The sequence below is a fragment of the Actinocorallia sp. A-T 12471 genome (genome assembly GCF_033875155.1).
Lineage (GTDB): Bacteria > Actinomycetota > Actinomycetes > Streptosporangiales > Streptosporangiaceae > Actinocorallia.
Genome location: NZ_JAWZTE010000004.1, coordinates 119,413 through 134,972, shown reverse-complemented (window position 1 = coordinate 134,972; position 15,560 = coordinate 119,413). Strand labels below are relative to the sequence as shown.

Below are 15,560 nucleotides of genomic sequence, written 5' to 3'. Positions count from 1 at the left end.
TCCGAAGTCCGGAATGCCACCCCGAAAAAGGACAGGGAGCCTGCCATGAGCGATGACCAGAAGGTGTACATGCCGTCCCGCCCGCTGGAGCCGGGCGACAGGTACGGCATCCTGAGCGGGTTCGACCCGGGGACGCGGACCCTCGAGGCGGGTTACCGGATCGCGCCGCAGTTCCGGTCGATCCCGGTCGACATCGTGTTCGAGAAGGACATTCCGGTCACCCTGCGGGACGGTGTGACCATCCATGTCGACGTGTTCCGGCCCGTGGGGGCGGAGAAGGTTCCCGTCATCGTCGCGTGGAGCCCGTACGGCAAGGGCCAGGGGACGTCCACCAGCGTGATGGGCGTGTTCGGCCTCGTCGGGCTGGACAACGGGATCGTCTCCGGCCTTGAGAAGTTCGAGGGGCCGGACCCGGCGTACTGGTGCGCGCGCGGATACGCGATCTGCAACCCGGACATCCGGGGCGTTGCCGACTCCGAGGGCGACAGCGTGCTGTGGGACCGGCAGGAGGGACGTGACTGCCACGACCTGATCGAGTGGCTGGCCGTCCAGGAGTGGTGCACGGGGAAGGTCGCGATGAGCGGCACCTCGTATCTCGCGGTGTCGCAGTGGTTCACCGCCGCCGAGCAGCCCCCGCACCTCGCGGCGATCAACCCGTGGGAGGGCGTGAGCGACGTCTACCGCGACCTCGTCATGCGGGGCGGCATGCCGGACCACGGGTTCGCCAGGCAGCTGCGCGACTACAGCTTCTGGGGCAAGAGCCGCAAGGAGGACATCATCGCCGAGGCGGACATCTACCCGCTGATGAACGACCTGTGGGAGAACAAGATCCCTCAGTTCGACAAGATCACGGTTCCGGCCTACGTCGTAGCGAGCTACTCCAACACGCTGCACACGGCAGGCACGTTCCGCGCGTGGCGGCGGATGGCGTCACAGGACAAGTGGCTCCGCGTTCACAACACGCAGGAGTGGCCCGACTACTACGAGGAGGAGAACGTCGAGGACCTGCGCAGGTTCTTCGACCACTACCTGAAGGGCGAGGACAACGGGTGGGAGCAGACCCCGCGCGTCCGGTACTCCCTGCTCGACCTCGAAGGCGGCGACCAGACCGGCGTCCCGGCCGACGAGTTCCCCCCGACCGACGTCACCCTGACGAAGTTCTACCTCGACGGCCGCTCACGCACCCTGGCGACCTCCGCGCCCGACGACGGTGCCTCGGTGGGCTACACCGTCGGGTCGAACCCGGACACCGTCTCGTTCATCACCCGGTTCGACAAGGAGACCGTGCTCGTCGGCTACCCGAAGGCGCACCTCCACGTCGAGGCGCGCGGCGCGGACGACATCGACCTGTTCGTCCTGGTCCAGAAGCTCGACGCCTACGGCACGCCGCTCCAGCAGTTCACCGTGCCCAACCAGGGCGCGCTCGCGCAGGACCTCACCGAGCGCGGCGCGTCGATCCTGCGCTACAAGGGATCCGACGGACGCCTGCGCGTCTCCATGCGCCACCTTGACGAGTCCCTGTCGACCGACGCCGTCCCCGTCCACACCTTCGACCGCGTCGAGAAGCTCTCACCCGGCCAGATCGTCGCGGTCGACATCGACCTGCTCCCGATCGGCCTCACCTTCCACCCGGGCGAACAGCTCCGCCTCGTCATCAGCGGCCGAGACCTCCTCGGCCCCATGATGCCCAACCTCGTCGAATACACCCCCGCCAACACCGGCCAACACATCATCCACACCGGCCCCGCCCACCCTTCCCACCTCCAACTCCCCGTCCGAACCAGCTGAACACCACGAAGGGCTGCGGGCTTCTCTGCCCACGGCCCTCAGCGACGCGGCCGTCGAACTCGTCCACGGCCGCGTCGCACTTTGGCTCATAGTGAATTGGGTCGGTAATTTGGTGGGCGGGTGTTAAGGGGTTCTGTTATTTGGGTGGGTCGTTGGGTACGGTTCCGCGCATGGCGACCAGGGGGGTGCGGGGATCGCGGGGGGTGTGGGCCGCGGTTCCTTTGCGGTTCTTTTTGGTCGTTCTTGCTTTGGTGGGAATTGTCGTCATGCAGGGTGTGTGTGCGGACGCTGCGGTTGAGCACGGCGCGGAGCAGCGTGGTGCGGGCGTTGTCGAGATCGCGGCCGCCGGTTCCGTCGAGTATCACCGGCACAGTCATGACGGGCACAGGTCATGCCATCTCGCGCCCGACCTCGACCACAGTTTTGTGGCTGAGGGCGTGTTCGAGCTGGTTCCGTGGCTGGCGGCGGTGGTCTTCGCGGGGGACGGAGTCGCGGCGCTGCCGGGTGGGCCGCCGCGGTCCGTGGGGAACGAGGGGGCGGGGCGGGTGCCCCGTCAGGCCCTCTGTGTGATCCGCGTATAGGAGTCCCGTTTCACCGCGTTCTGTGATTCGGTATTTCCACTGCGGAAATGGCTTCGGCCATTCGGGGGGTTCACTCATGGCGATGCATGTCGATGTCGCGCGCCTGAAAACGGCGGGCGGTTCGCCGCCGGTTCGGCGCGGGCATTCCTCACTTCAGATGATCATCGGTAACACGCCGCTCGTGCGGATCGCCGACCCGTTCGTCGCGGGCGGGGGAGGGTTCTGGGCGAAGCTCGAAGGGTTCAATCCGGGCGGGATCAAGGACCGCACCGCGCTGCACATGGTCCGGCGGGCCAGGGCGCGCGGGGAGCTCGTGCCCGGCGGCACGATCGTGGAGTCGACCAGCGGCACCCTGGGCCTCGGGCTCGCCCTCGCCGGGATCGTGCTCGGGCATCCTGTCGTGCTGGTCGCCGACCCCGGCCTCGAGCCCGGCATGCGCAGGTTGCTCACCGCGTACGGGGCGCGGCTCGAGCTGGTGGACAAGCCCGACCCCGTCGGCGGGTGGCAGGAGGCGAGAAGGAGACGGGTGCGCGAGGTGATGGCCGCGGTCCCCGACCCGTACTGCCCCGACCAGTACGACAACCCGGACAACATCGGGGCGTACTCGGGGCTCGCGCACGAACTGCTCGGCCAGCTCCCGCACATCGACGCGCTGGTGTGCGCGGTCGGCACCGGCGGGCACAGCGCGGGGATCGAGCGGGTGCTGCGCGGGCACTTCCCCGGGCTGCGGCTGGTCGGCGTCGACACCGTCGGCTCGACGATCTTCGGGCAGCCCGCGCGGGCGCGGCTGATGCGGGGGCTCGGCAGCAGCATCCACCCGCGCAACGTGCGCCACGACAGCTTCGCCGAGGTCCACTGGGTGAACGCGGCGGAGGCGGTCTGGGCGTCGCGCGAGCTGGCGGCGCGGCACTACGTCGCGGGCGGGTGGAGCACCGGAGCCGTCGCGCTCGTGGCGCGCTGGCTCGCCGCGAGGCTGCCCGGCGAGGCGAACGTCGTCGCGATCTTTCCGGACGGGCCGTGGCGCTACCTCGACACCGTCTACGACGACGGCTACTGCGCCGACCACAGACTCCTGGACGCGCCGCCCGCACCCGACCCCGACGAGCTCGCGCACCCCGCCGAACGCGAGGTGACGCGGTGGACCCGCTGCGCCCGCGTCTCGGACCCGCTCACCTGGACGGGAGGGCTCCCGTGGTGATCTCCACGGCGCGCGAGTTCGCCTCCTTCGGCCGCCCGGCCCGTGTGCTGTTCGTCAACCAGGTCGGCATCAACATCGGCTTCTACATGCTGATGCCCTACCTCGCGGGCCATCTGAGCGGCGCCGGCCTCGCCGTCTGGCTCGTCGGGTTCGTCCTGGGGGTGCGGAACTTCAGCCAGCAGGGCATGTTCATCGTCGGCGGCACCCTCGCCGACCGGCTCGGCTACAAGCTGATGATCATGATCGGGTGCGGGCTGCGCGTCGTCGGGTTCTGCCTGTTCGCGGTGTCCACGGCGGTTCCCCTGCTGATCGCGGCGTCGGCGTTGACGGGTCTGGCGGGCGCGCTGTTCAATCCGGCGGCCCGCGCCTACCTGGCGCACGAGGAGGCCGCGCGCAAGGTCGAGGCGTTCGCGCTGTTCAACGTCTTCTACCAGGCGGGTCTCCTCATCGGCCCGCTGCTTGGCATGCTGCTGCTCGGAGTCGACTTCCGCGCGGTGTCCGTCGCGGCGGCCGGGGTGTTCGCCGTCCTGACGCTCGTGCAGTGGCGCTTTCTGCCCGCGCGCGCGGGCGCGGAGGCGGGCACGGACCGTCCCGTGCTGACGGACTGGAAGGAGGCGTTCGGCAACCGGACGTTCCTCGCTTTCGCGGTCGCGATGACCGCCTCCTACGCGCTGTCCTTCCAGGTGTACCTGGGGCTGCCGCTCGAGGTGCGGCGCTTCACGGGCGGTGAGACGGGCGTCGTCGCGCTGTTCGCGGTCTCGGCACTGCTCGGGATGGTCGGACAGGTCAGGCTCACCCGGTGGTGCAGGGCACGGTGGCGCCCGGGGCAGGCGATGGCGCGGGGCCTGTGCGTGATGGGGGCGTCGTTCCTGCCGCTTGCCCTGCCGGTCGCGGGGGCGTCAGGGCTCGGCGCGGTGCTGGTGTGCGGGACGCTGCTCGCGGTCGGCGGGATGATGGTGTTCCCGTTCGAGATGGCGACCATCGCCGACCTCGCCGGGGGCCGCCTGATCGGCACCTACTACGGGCTCTACAACCTGCTGTCGGGCGTCGGCATCCTCGCCGGGAACCTCGTCAGCGGCGCGGCCCTCGACGTCGCCAGGGCCACGGGCCTGACCGCCGCGCCCTGGCTGCTCCTGGCGGCCGCGGGCGTCATGTCCGCGCTGGCCGTCCGCCGCCTCGACCGCGCCGCCCGCCTCGCACCCGCGCCCACGGGATAGCCCGCACACCTCCGGGAGGCCGCTCCACAAGCGCCCTCCCGGAGGTCGTGCTGGGCCTGGACGCGACGGTCAGGGCTGCGCGGGACGGTGGGGGGCCAGGGCTCGGTCGACGTGCAGGGAGAGCCAGGCGGGAAGGGGTCCGGCGGACTCCACGGCCCAGGTGATGAGGGCGCCGGAGTAGACGACGTAGAGGGTCTCGGCGACGGTGGCCGGGTCATCGACGGTGAGATCGCCGAGGTCGACGGCCTCCTCGACGAGCGCGGTCAGCTCGGCGCGGACGGCGCGGCTCTGCGCCTGGGCGTGCGCGCGCAGGTCGGGGTCGGCGAGGTCGAGCTGGAGGAAGGCGAGGCTGTGCGCGAGCGCCTCGCGGGTGGTGATCGCCGAGGTGAGGGACGCCAGCGCCAGATGGATCGCCTCGACCGGGCCGGGGGACGCGGCGCGCGCCTCGCCGAAGATCCGCGCGGCGTTGCCGCTCTCCCCTTCGGCGAAGGCCAGCAGCAGCCCGCGTTTTGAGCCGAAGCGCTGCGCCAGGGCGGGCGCGGTCAGGCCGGCGCGCCGGGCGACGGCGGCGAGGGTCAGCCCGGTCGGGCCGCTGTCGCCGATGGTCTCGGCGACGGCGCGGAAGATCGTCTCGTCGGACACTGATCTGGGACGTCCCGTCATGGGGCAAGCATAGGCCGATTACTTTCTTAATGCTCATTAAGTAACCTCCTCGGCATGACAAGCACCCCCGAACGCCTCGGCGTGCCGGGCGGGACGCGCGGCCGCCGCGCCGTCCTCGTCCTGCTCTGCCTCGCCCAGGCCATGCTCATCGTCGACGTGGTCGTCGTGAACGTCGCGCTGCCGTCGATCCGCGCCGACCTCGCCGTCCCCGACGGACGGATCCAGCTCGTCTCCATCGGGTACACGCTGACCTTCGGCAGCCTCCTCATCGTCTTCGGCAGGGCGGGAGACCTGTTCGGCAGGCGGCGGCTGTTCCTGATCGGCCTCGCGGTCTTCACCCTGACCTCGCTGGCCACCGGCCTCGCCCAGTCCGAAGGGCAGCTCATCGCGGCCCGTGCCGGGCAGGGCGTCGGCGCGGCGATGGTCGCCCCCACCGCGCTCGCCCTGCTGACGACCGCGTTCGCCGAAGGCCCGTCCCGCACCAAGGCGCTCGGCTACTGGGCGGCGGTCGGCTCGGCCGGGGCCATCGGCGGCCAGCTCGTCGGCGGCGTCGTCACCGACCTGTTCGGCTGGCGCTGGATCTTCCTCATCAACGTGCCGCTCGGCTGCGCGGCGCTCGTCGCCGCCCGTCGGTACCTGACCGAGAGCGTCGCCGAGCGGGGCGCGACGGTCAACGCGCGCGGCGCGGTCCTGCTCTCGACCGGGCTCGCCTGTTCGATCCTCGCGCTCACCCGGTTCGCCGAGGGCGGCCACGCGGTCCAGGGCGGCGTCCTCGCCGGGACGGCCTTGCTCGCCTGGGCCGCGTTCGCGGTGACCGAGCGGCGGCACGCGACCCCCGTCCTCGACCGCCGACTGCTGCGCACCGGCTCGGTGGCGCGCGCGAACATCCTGCTCGCGGTCAACGCCGGGACGCTCGGCGCGACCCTGTTCTTCACCACGCTCTACCTCCAGGTGGTCCTCGGCTACTCGCCCATGGAGGTCGGCCTCGCCTTCGCCCCGATCACGCTGCTCATCCTCCTGATCTCACCGCGCGCCGCGGCACTCGTCACCCGGTACGGCACGCGGCCCCCGCTCGCCGCAGGGTTCGTCCTCCTTGTGCTGGGCACCGCGCTGCTCGCCCGGATGCCCGACGACGGCACCTACCTCCGTGACGTCCTCGGCCCGTTCGTGCTGCTCGCGGCAGGGAGCGGCCTGTCCTACGCCCCGACGTTCGTCGCCGGCACCGCGGGCGTCCCCGCCTCAGGCCAGGGCCTGGCGTCCGGCTTCCTCAACTCCGCCCAGGAACTCGGCGCGGCCGTCGGCCTCGCCGTCCTCGGCGCGCTCGCCGCGGCGCGCACCACGGCCCCCGGGGACCTGACGTCCGGCTACCGCGTCGGCCTGCTCGCGGGGGCCGCCGCCCTGGTGCTCTGCCTGCCGCTGATCCGGGCGCTGCCCGGCGCGACGCCGCAGCCCGACGGCCCCGTGAACGCCGACGACCCGGCCCCCAAGGCCCCATAACCGGGACGCGGTGCCCGGGGGACGGACAAAGTGCCACTTCCCGCAAGGAAAGTGGCACTTCAGGCGGCTGGAAAAGGGTTGGACGGGGTGGGGGAGGGCTTGTAGGTTGTGGGGATCGTGACCTGGCTTTGAGGAGGTGAGACCCGTGAACGCTGTAGCGATGTGGGTGCTCCCCCTGCCGTCACGGTCGGGCGACTGACCTGAGGGTCGCCGGGAGCGCCTCGCCACCTGAGGTACTCCTGGAAGGCAGGGCCTGTGCGCTCTTCGCAGTTCACCGTCGGGTCGTCATCGGACGACGTGCGGGATTCGTTTGTGTTCGACGTCGTCGTCGCCGGGTGTGGTCCGGTCGGGGCGATGCTGGCCGCCGAGTTGCGGCTGCATGGTGTGCGGGTGCTCGTCGTGGAGAAGGAGAGCGAGCCGGGGTCGCTCGTCCGTGTGGTCAGTCTGCATGTGCGCAGCCTTGAGCTGATGGCGATGCGCGGACTCCTTGACGGGATCGTCCGGCACGGCAGACGGCGTCCGATCGGCGGGGTCTTCGCCGGCATCGCCAAGCCCGCGCCCGAGGGTCTGGATTCCCGGTATGCCTTCCAGCTGGGGATTCCGCAGCCGGTCGTCAGTCGGCTGCTTGAGGAGCGCGCGGTCGCGCTCGGGGCACGGGTGCTGCATGGCTGCTCGGTGGTGGGGTTCGCGCAGGACGATGCGGGCGTGGTCGTCGGGCTGTCTGACGGGCGGGAGGTGCGCGCGCGTTATCTCGTCGGTTGTGACGGGGCGCGCAGCACGGTGCGCAAGGCGCTCGGCGTCGGCTTTCCCGGTGAGGACTCGCGGAACGACACGCTGATGGGGGAGATGGAGGCCGGCGCGTTGCCGGAGGAGATCGCCGCGAGGGCGCGCGAGATCAGCGCCACGGACAGGCGGTTCTGGGTAAGGCCCTTCGGGGACGGGGTTCTACAGCGTCGTCGTTCCCGCCGCCGAGGTCAGCGACCGGACGGAACCGCCCACGATCGAGGACTTCAGACGGGAGCTGCGCGCCGTCGCCGGGACCGACTTCGGGGTGCACTCGCCGCGCTGGCTGTCCCGTTTCGGGGACGCCACGCGGCTTGTGGAGCGTTACCGGGTCGGGCGGGTGCTGCTCGCCGGGGACGCGGCGCACATCCATCCGCCGGCCGGAGGCCAGGGCCTCAACCTCGGCGTTCAGGACGCGGTGAACCTCGGCTGGAAGCTCGCCGCCCAGATCCGCGGCTGGGCTCCGGAGACGCTGCTCGACACCTACCACGCCGAACGCCACCCGGTGGCCCGGGACGTCCTGGAGAACACCCGCGCCCAGACGGAACTGCACGACGCGCGTGCCTTGCGCGGGCTGCTCACCGAACTCATGGACATCCCCGAGGTCAACCGCCACCTGACCGAGAAGATCACCGGAACCGGCATCCGCTACGACTTCGGCGAGGGCCCCGACCTCGTCGGCCGCCGCCTCCCCGACATCTGCCTCGCCCAGGGCAACCTCTACAGCCACCTGCACAGCGGCCGCGGCCTCCTCCTCGACCGCACCGGACGCCTGACCGCCGCCGGCTGGTCCGACCGCGTCGACCACCTCACCGACCCCGCCGCCGACCTCGACGCCCCCTGCGTCCTCCTCCGCCCCGACGGCCACGTCGTCTGGACCGGCACCCACCAACCCACCCTCACCACCCACCTAACCCACTGGTTCGGCGCCCCTTCATCGTGAACAGGATGATGAGGAAGGCTAGGGCGACGATGGCGAGGGAGATGGTGAAGGCGTTGCCCATGCTGTTGGCGATGGCGTCGGCTGACGGGTGGTCGCCGAGGCCCGCGGCGTAGACGGTGGAGAGGATGGCGATGCCTAGTGATGCGCCGGCGAGGAGTGCGGTTTGGAGTACGCCGGCCGCGACGCCGGACTCGGCGGGGTCCACTGTCGACATGATGGCGATGTTGAACGGCACGACGACAAGGCCCATGCCCGCGCCGACCAGCAGCATCGGCCCGGCGACGCCGGTGAGGTAGGCGGTGTCGGCGGCGAGGGGGACGAGCCAGCCGATCCCGCCCCCGAGGATCACCGTCCCGGCGAGGGCGGTGGACCTGCCGCCGATCCTGCCGATCAGCTTCGGCGCGTTCTGCGCGGTGACGAGCATGCCCGCCGCCATCGGCAGGAACGCGAGCCCGGCCCGCAGCGCGTCGTGGCCGAGCACCTCCTGGAGGAACTGGATGATGAGGAACTGCATGCTCATCGTCACCATCGGGATGAGCAGCAGCGCGGCGAACGCCCCGGCCCTGGCGCGGTCGGCGAACAGCCGCAGCGGCATGATCGGCGCTTTCACCCGCGCCTCGATGAGCACGAACGCGACGACAAGCACGACTCCGGAGACGAGTGCGGTGAGCGCCGTGGGATCGGACCAGCCGTGCTCGGCGGTGCGCACCAGCCCGAAGGTGACGGCGACGAGGCCGAGCACCGAGGTGAGCGCGCCGCCCACGTCGAGCCGTCCGGGCCGGCGCGGCGACTCGTCGACGAACTTCGGCGCGAGCGCCAGCACGAGCAGCCCGATCGGGACGTTGACCAGCAGCACCTAGCGCCACGACAGCGCGCTGGTGATGACGCCGCCCAGGATCAGCCCGAGCGTCATGGCCGAGGCGGTGACTGAGGAGTACACGCTGAGCGCCTTGGCCTGGAGCGGCCCCTGGAAGTTGGTGACGAGCAGCGCGAGCGTGCTCGGCGCGGCGAGCGCCGCGCCGAGGCCCTGCGCCGCGCGGGCTGCGGTGAGCCAGCCCGGCCCGTCGGCGAGGCCGCCGGCCAGGGACGCGGCGGTGAAGACGGCGATGCCGACGAGGAACGTGCGGCGGCGGCCGATGATGTCGCCGACGCGCCCGCCGAGCAGCATCAGCCCGCCGTAGGCGAGCAGGAAGGCGTTGGAGACCCAGGACAGCCCCGACGGCGTGTAGCCGAGCCCGGTCCGGATCTCGGGGAGCGCCACGTTGATGATCGTCCCGTCGAGCATCAGCATCAGCTCGCAGGACACGATGATGGTCAGCGCCACCGCGGCGACGCCGGTGAGCGCGGCGGCCGGCACTGGTGGCGCGCTGGCGCGCTCGGCTTGACTGGACAAGACTCCCCCTAAGGACGACGGGCGATCCGGGACGTGGCACGGCCCCGAATAGGGAACCACCTGGTTCGCTATAGGGATTGGTAGGGTGGGCCGCAACGGCCTTGCGACGGCGTCGGCCTGCCCGGATCGAGGCCGCGGGGCCCGAACGGGAGGTGCTGATGGCCAGGGCGGACGCCGCCGACACCGTCGGGGAAACGGCTCCGGACGCCGCCCCGGCCGTCCAGCGGCGGCGCGGCGAGGCGCTGCGCAGGGCGATCCTCGACGCGGTGATCGAGCAGCTCGGAACCGTCGGCTACGCCAGGCTGAGCACCAACACTGTCGCCGCGGCGGCGGGCACGGGCAAGGCCGCGCTCTACCGCCGCTGGCGCGACAAGGAGGAGCTGGTCCGCGACGCACTGCGCGACCTGCTCCCCGAACCGCCGGAAGTCACCGCCGAAACCCCGCTCCGCGACGGCCTCGTGACCCTGCTGCGCTACCTCGACCAGGCCGTCTACGACTCACGCGGCGCCGCGTTCCAGGCGGTCGCCGCGGTGGGCACGCAGCAGACATCGGGGCTGCGCGACCTGTTCCACGAGTCGGTCACCGGCCCCTGCGAGCAGCGCATCGCCGACCTGATCCACCGCCACGGCGGCGACCACGCGACCGACGTCGCCGCGATCGCCGCCGCGGGACCCGCCATGATCCTCTACCGCTGCATGAACGGCGAGGGCGAGAGCACCGACCGACAGATCGAGCAGATCGTCGACGGCCTCCTCCTACCCCTCGTCCGCCCGCAGCCCACGACCCCGCCGCCCTGACCCCGCCCGCCGACCCCGTCAGCCTCCGACGGACCGCGCCGCCGCCGCGAGCACCTCGTAGGAGCGCACCCGCGCGCCATGCTCATGGATAGGCGAAAACCCCATCACCTCGTCCGCGCCGGTCTGCGCGAGCAGCCGTGCCAGCGCGGCGCGGACCGTCTCAGTTCCGCCGACGAGCTGGCCGGTGAGCTGCCGCTCGATGAGCAGCTGTTCCGCCGTGGTGTAGCGGTGTTCCGCCACAAGAGCGGGAGGCGGGAACCTGATGAAGGGGTTGCGGCTGCCTTCGACCAGCGCCCACCGGAACGAGGTGGAGTGCCAGACCGCCTCCGCGTCGGTGTCGGCCGCGACGACCAGCGCCGACACGATGACGTACGGCTCGGCGAGGTGGTCGCCGGGGGTGAAGTTCTCCCGGTAGGCCCGCACCGACGCCGCGGCCGCCGAGGGCACGAGGTGCCCGGCGTAGGCGAACGGCAGACCGCGCGACGCCGCGAGCAGCGCACTCGACGAACTCGACCCCAGCAGCCAGACCGGCGGCGGGTGGGGTGGGGGTGGACGTGGTGTGGGGGGGTTAGGGGTTGTGGAGGGGGGGTTGGAGGTGGTGGGAGATTTCGGTTAGGGCGGTGCGTTGGGCGGGGGTGAGGGGGGCGAGGAGCCAGCGGCGGATGTGGGCGGCGCGTTGGGGGAGGGCGGCGGTGATGGCGGCGCGGCCCTCGGGGGTGAGGGTGATGATGGCGGCGCGGGGGGTGTCGGGGCAGGGGGAGCGGGTGATGAGGCCGCGGCCGACCATGCGGGTGAGGTGGTGATGCAGGCGGCTTTTCTCGTAGTCGGTGACCTCGCTGAGCTCGTACGGGCGCAGTGCGCCGTCGGGGGCCTCAAGGAGGGCGGAGAGGATGGCGAAGTCCGGTTCGGACAGGCCCGTGTCGTGCTGGAGGTCGCGGGCCATCCGCCGCCAGAACAGGACCTGGGTCTCGAAGAAGGCGCGCCAGGTGCGGTCCTCGTCCTCGTCGAGCCATTCGCCGGGGGCGTCATGCATGAGGTGAAGCCTACAAGTCCGGCTTCAGGGCGGGGGCCGCGTCGGGAGGCGGGGCGGGCGCGTGGGCGGGGGTGATGCGTGGGTCGAGGAGCGGGGTGATCAGGTCGACGAGGAGGTTGAGGAGGGCGAAGACGGCCGAGCCGAGGAGGACGAGGGCCTGGACGACCGCGAGGTCCTGTTCGGTGACCGAGGTCGCGGCGAGCCGTCCGAGGCCCTGCCGGGAGAAGACGGTCTCCACGACGACCGAGCCGGACAGCAGCCCGCCGACGAGGACCCCGGTCATGGTCAGCGTCGGCAGGACCGCGTTGCGCAGCGCGTGCCGCAGGACGACCGCGCGCCGCCCGAGCCCCTTGGCGCGTGCGGTGTCGGCGTAGCCCGTGGCCATCGTCTCGGCGAGGCCGCGCGCCAGCAGCTGGGCGACGAGCGCCGCGATCGGCAGCGCCAGCGTAAAAGCGGGCAGCACGAGGCCGCGCGGTCCGGTTCCGCCTGCGGCCGGGAACAGCGGCCACCGGAAGGAGAACTGCTGGATCAGCAGCAGCCCCACCCAGAACGCGGGAAGGGCGACGCCCACGGGCGGCAGGCTCAGCAGCGCCTCCCGGAGCGCGCGGCGGCGGGTCAGGGTCGCGGCGAGCGCGAGCGCCACCCCGAGCAGGACGCCCAGGACCAGCCCCGCGACGGCGAGCGCGGCCGTCGGCGGCAGGGATTCGGCGAGCAGTTCCGCGACGGGCCTGCGCCGCTGCACGGACCGGCCGAGGTCACCGTGCAGCAGCCGGTCAAGAGCCGCGACGTACTGGTCGACAAGTGACCCGTCGAGCCCGAGGTCGACCCGGATGGCGTCGATCTCGGCCTCGGACAGCCCCATGTTGGGCCCGACCATGACCGCGACGGGGTCGCTGGGGAGCGCGAAGAGCACGAGGAAGGACACGGTGAAGGCCGCCCAGAGCACAAAGAGCGTCTGGGCGGCCCGGCCCAGCAGGTGGCGCGTCATCTCGCTAGGAGCCCGCCGTCAGGGGCCTGCTCGGCAGTTCCCGGCGCAGGACCGGCGCGATCTCGGCGAAGAACAGCTCGAGCGTCGCGTGGTGGTCGGCCTCGCCGAGGATCTCCGCGTCGACGTGGACGTGCAGCGCCTCGTGGCCGAACAGCTCGTGCTGCGCGTGCACCTTGTCGATGATCTGTTGGGGGCTGCCGACGAGCACGGAACTGTGCTCGACCCATTCGTGCACGTCGGCGTACTTGATGGAGCCGCCGTCGTACTTCCGGTTGACCGCGAGCCGCGCCTCGAACACCGGACGGTACTTCGCGATCGCCTCCTGGGACGTCCGCGCGCCGAAGTAGCCCGAGGTGCCGATGCCGACGAGCGCGTCGGCCGGGTCGTGCCCGTAATGCTGCCATCTGTCCCGGTAGTAACGGATCAGTTCCGCGTACGGCTCGGGCCTGCCCCGTCCGTTGGAGGAGAAGATCGGGTCGCCGTGCTTGGCCGCGAAGTCGGCGGACTCGAGGCTGCTGGCGCTCCCGTGCCACACCCGGAGCCGCTTCTGTGCCGGACGCGGCAGCGCCTCGGCGTCCGCCAGTGACCTGCCGAGCGTTCCCTCCCAGGTGACGTGGTCGCTCTCCCACAGCCTCCGGAAGAGCTCGTAGTTCTCCTGAAGACGCGCCCACTGGTCGTCCGGCGTGACCCCGAACAGCCGTGACGTCCGGGGATATCCGCCTTTGCCGATCATCAGGTCGAGCCGTCCGCCGGACAGGTTGTCCAGCGTCGAGTAGTCCTCGAACGCGCGCAGCGGATCGAGCATGCCGAGCGTCGTCACCGCGGTGAACAGCCGGATCGCCGACGTCCTCGCCGCGATGTGCGCGAGGATCACGGGCGGCGACGACGACACCGCGGGACGGTCGTGCCGTTCCCCGACGCCGTAGCCGTCAAAGCCCCATTTCTCGGCGAGGACGGCGTTGTCGACAAGCTCCCGCACCTGGGCTTCGTCGGACTTGTCCTGACTTGGCACATGCGGCAGCAGCAGGAACTTCATGGGGTCTCCTCCCGGAAAACGCGGTTCAGGAAAGCCAGGTGTCGCGCAGCCCGCCAAGGCCCGAGCTCGCGGTGAAGGCGAGGCCGTGCACCTTCGGGGACGCCGCCAGCAGCGCCGTCGGCTCGAACACCGGCAGGTACAGCCCCTGGTCGACCACGTGCTGCTGGATCTCGGCGAGCGTCTTGTCGCGGACCCCGGGGTCGCTCTCGCCGATCTGCCGCTGTAGCAGCTCCTCAAGGCCGGGGTCGGCGATGCGGTAGAAGTTCGGCGGCGCGCCGGAGAACGTGGCGCGCAGGACGTCGCCGTCGGCCGATGTGGCGTTGGTCCAGAAGAAGTCGTATTTGGCGTTCTTCAGGCCGTCCAGGAGCTGTGCCCCGGTCTGTTCCAGCAGCTCGAGCTCGATGCCGACCTTCGCCGCCTGCGCCTTGATCAGCTCGAGCACCTTCTGGTTGAAGCCGTAGATGGGGAACCAGCCGACGACGAGGCTGAGCTTCTGCCCGTCCTTCTCCCGGACGCCGTCGCCGGCGCGCTTCCAGCCCGCAGCGTCGAGCAGCCTCGCCGCCTCGGCGGGGTCGAACCTGACCTGCGCGCTCAGGTCGGCGTAGCCCGGCGTGGTCTTGGCGAGCACGCTCGTCGCGGGCGCGAAGTCCGGGCTGAGCACGGTGTCGCGGACCTCGGCGGCGTCGATCGACAGCGCGACGGCCCTGCGCACGTTCGCGTCCGACAGCGCGGGCCGCGCCTGGATCGGGATCAGGCCGAGCACGAGCCCGGGGTTGGGCCGGGCGATGACCTGCCGGCCGCCGTCCCTGAGGGCCTGGACGTCGGCGGGCGGCACGTCGCCGATCGCCAGGACCTGGCCGGACTGGAGGCTGCCGGTGCGCACGCCGGACTCGGGGATGACGGTGAACTCGACCTTGTCGAGGTGGGCGTCGCCGGTCCGCTCCTCGCGCGCGGGCTGCCAGGCGTAGCCGGTGCGGCGGCTCAGCGTGGCCCCGCTCTGGCCGAACGCGTCGAGCCGGAACGGGCCGCTGCCGACCGCCTTGTCCGCGCGTTCCTCGAACGGGAGCTTCAGGCTCGCCGCCCCGACGATGCTCAGGCCGGGGCTGGAGACCGCCTGGAGGAATGGCGCGCTGGGCTTGCCGAACGTCACGGTGACGCTGTCGCCGTCGGCCTTCGCGCCGGTCAGATTGGCGACCGAGGGGGCGATCGCGGGGTTCAGTTTCGCCCGGTTGGCGATGATGTCGTCGAAGTTCGCCTTGACGACGTCGGCCGTCAGCGGGGTGCCGTCGGAGAAGGTGACGCCGTCGCGCAGATGGAACGTGAACGCCGTCGCGTCGGCGTTGGCCTCCCAGCGTTCGGCGAGCCAGGGCCCGATCTCGCCGGTCGCCGGGTCCTGCGCGACGAGCGAGTCGAAGAGCTGGCGGGTGACGTACACCGATGCGCTGTCGGTGAAGGCGCGCGGGTTGGCGCTGAGCGGCGGCGACTGGAGCGCGAACGTCAGGGCGCCGCCGGGCTTGGGCGTGCCGCCGGCGGCGTCGCCGTCGTCGGCGGTTGTGCCGCCGCAGGCCGAGGCGGCGAACAGCGTCAGACCGGTCAGGACGGCGAGCGCGCCGTGGGTTCTTCGGGTGGGGGACATCGGGGGA

The 15,560-nt window shown here is 71.5% G+C and carries 12 protein-coding genes and 2 pseudogenes; 6 read left to right on the top strand and 8 right to left on the bottom strand.

What is annotated here, in order from left to right:
* Positions 1 to 45 precede the first annotated feature (45 nt).
* From R9X44_RS12960 to R9X44_RS12950, 3 genes are all read left to right on the top strand, one after another.
* Positions 46 to 1,788, top strand: a complete 1,743-nt coding sequence (locus R9X44_RS12960; protein WP_319814348.1) for a CocE/NonD family hydrolase — start codon at positions 46 to 48, stop codon at positions 1,786 to 1,788.
* Positions 1,789 to 2,526: 738 nt separating this feature from the next.
* Complete coding sequence (locus tag R9X44_RS12955; protein WP_319814347.1) at positions 2,527 to 3,567, top strand: PLP-dependent cysteine synthase family protein; 1,041 nt, start codon at positions 2,527 to 2,529, stop codon at positions 3,565 to 3,567.
* Positions 3,561 to 4,784, top strand: coding sequence for an MFS transporter (locus R9X44_RS12950; RefSeq protein ID WP_319814346.1), 1,224 nt, complete (start codon positions 3,561 to 3,563; stop codon positions 4,782 to 4,784). The genes R9X44_RS12955 and R9X44_RS12950 overlap by 7 nt, the downstream gene beginning before the upstream one ends.
* A gap of 69 nt (positions 4,785 to 4,853) precedes the next feature.
* Here the strand turns inward: R9X44_RS12950 and R9X44_RS12945 are convergent, their stop codons facing one another.
* Positions 4,854 to 5,447, bottom strand: coding sequence for a TetR/AcrR family transcriptional regulator (locus R9X44_RS12945; protein ID WP_319814345.1), 594 nt, complete (start codon positions 5,445 to 5,447; stop codon positions 4,854 to 4,856).
* Between the two features lie 54 nt (positions 5,448 to 5,501).
* Between R9X44_RS12945 and R9X44_RS12940 the strand changes: the two genes are divergently transcribed.
* Complete coding sequence (locus R9X44_RS12940; protein WP_319814344.1) at positions 5,502 to 6,944, top strand: MFS transporter; 1,443 nt, start codon at positions 5,502 to 5,504, stop codon at positions 6,942 to 6,944.
* A gap of 312 nt (positions 6,945 to 7,256) precedes the next feature.
* Positions 7,257 to 8,670 (top strand): annotated as a pseudogene (locus R9X44_RS12935) (FAD-dependent monooxygenase).
* On the opposite strand, the gene R9X44_RS12930 reads toward R9X44_RS12935, so the two are convergent.
* Both R9X44_RS12930 and R9X44_RS12925 read right to left on the bottom strand, forming a co-directional pair.
* The gene (locus R9X44_RS12930; protein ID WP_319814343.1) at positions 8,627 to 9,526 is read right to left on the bottom strand and encodes an MFS transporter; all 900 of its coding nucleotides are present in this window, start codon (positions 9,524 to 9,526) and stop codon (positions 8,627 to 8,629) included. The pseudogene R9X44_RS12935 and the gene R9X44_RS12930 overlap by 44 nt on opposite strands.
* Complete coding sequence (locus tag R9X44_RS12925) at positions 9,527 to 10,063, bottom strand: MFS transporter (protein ID WP_319814342.1); 537 nt, start codon at positions 10,061 to 10,063, stop codon at positions 9,527 to 9,529.
* 158 nt (positions 10,064 to 10,221) lie between these two features.
* Between R9X44_RS12925 and R9X44_RS12920 the strand changes: the two genes are divergently transcribed.
* On the top strand, positions 10,222 to 10,860 hold the full coding sequence (locus R9X44_RS12920) for a TetR/AcrR family transcriptional regulator (protein WP_319814341.1): 639 nt from the start codon (positions 10,222 to 10,224) through the stop codon (positions 10,858 to 10,860).
* 18 nt (positions 10,861 to 10,878) lie between these two features.
* Here the strand turns inward: R9X44_RS12920 and R9X44_RS12915 are convergent.
* The 5 genes and pseudogenes from R9X44_RS12915 to R9X44_RS12895 all read right to left on the bottom strand — a co-directional run.
* Positions 10,879 to 11,409 (bottom strand): annotated as a pseudogene (locus R9X44_RS12915) (LLM class flavin-dependent oxidoreductase); the annotation flags it as partial.
* 19 nt (positions 11,410 to 11,428) lie between these two features.
* Positions 11,429 to 11,893, bottom strand: coding sequence for a MarR family winged helix-turn-helix transcriptional regulator (locus R9X44_RS12910; protein ID WP_319814340.1), 465 nt, complete (start codon positions 11,891 to 11,893; stop codon positions 11,429 to 11,431).
* A gap of 10 nt (positions 11,894 to 11,903) precedes the next feature.
* Complete coding sequence (locus R9X44_RS12905) at positions 11,904 to 12,881, bottom strand: ABC transporter permease (protein ID WP_319814339.1); 978 nt, start codon at positions 12,879 to 12,881, stop codon at positions 11,904 to 11,906.
* A 4-nt stretch (positions 12,882 to 12,885) separates the two neighbouring features.
* Positions 12,886 to 13,917: an LLM class flavin-dependent oxidoreductase gene (locus tag R9X44_RS12900; RefSeq protein WP_319814338.1), complete on the bottom strand. Its 1,032-nt coding sequence runs from the start codon at positions 13,915 to 13,917 to the stop codon at positions 12,886 to 12,888.
* A gap of 25 nt (positions 13,918 to 13,942) precedes the next feature.
* Positions 13,943 to 15,553, bottom strand: coding sequence for an ABC transporter substrate-binding protein (locus tag R9X44_RS12895; RefSeq protein ID WP_319814337.1), 1,611 nt, complete (start codon positions 15,551 to 15,553; stop codon positions 13,943 to 13,945).
* Positions 15,554 to 15,560: the final 7 nt, after the last annotated feature.

Coding starts and splice junctions, on each gene's coding strand:
- R9X44_RS12920 (WP_319814341.1), top strand. CDS start 10,222: ATGGCCAGGGCGGACGCCGCCGACACCGTCGGGGAAACGGCTCCGGAC.
- R9X44_RS12940 (WP_319814344.1), top strand. CDS start 5,502: ATGACAAGCACCCCCGAACGCCTCGGCGTGCCGGGCGGGACGCGCGGC.
- R9X44_RS12910 (WP_319814340.1), bottom strand. CDS start 11,893: ATGCATGACGCCCCCGGCGAATGGCTCGACGAGGACGAGGACCGCACC.
- R9X44_RS12955 (WP_319814347.1), top strand. CDS start 2,527: ATGATCATCGGTAACACGCCGCTCGTGCGGATCGCCGACCCGTTCGTC.
- R9X44_RS12960 (WP_319814348.1), top strand. CDS start 46: ATGAGCGATGACCAGAAGGTGTACATGCCGTCCCGCCCGCTGGAGCCG.
- R9X44_RS12905 (WP_319814339.1), bottom strand. CDS start 12,881: ATGACGCGCCACCTGCTGGGCCGGGCCGCCCAGACGCTCTTTGTGCTC.
- R9X44_RS12900 (WP_319814338.1), bottom strand. CDS start 13,917: ATGAAGTTCCTGCTGCTGCCGCATGTGCCAAGTCAGGACAAGTCCGAC.
- R9X44_RS12945 (WP_319814345.1), bottom strand. CDS start 5,447: ATGACGGGACGTCCCAGATCAGTGTCCGACGAGACGATCTTCCGCGCC.
- R9X44_RS12895 (WP_319814337.1), bottom strand. CDS start 15,553: ATGTCCCCCACCCGAAGAACCCACGGCGCGCTCGCCGTCCTGACCGGT.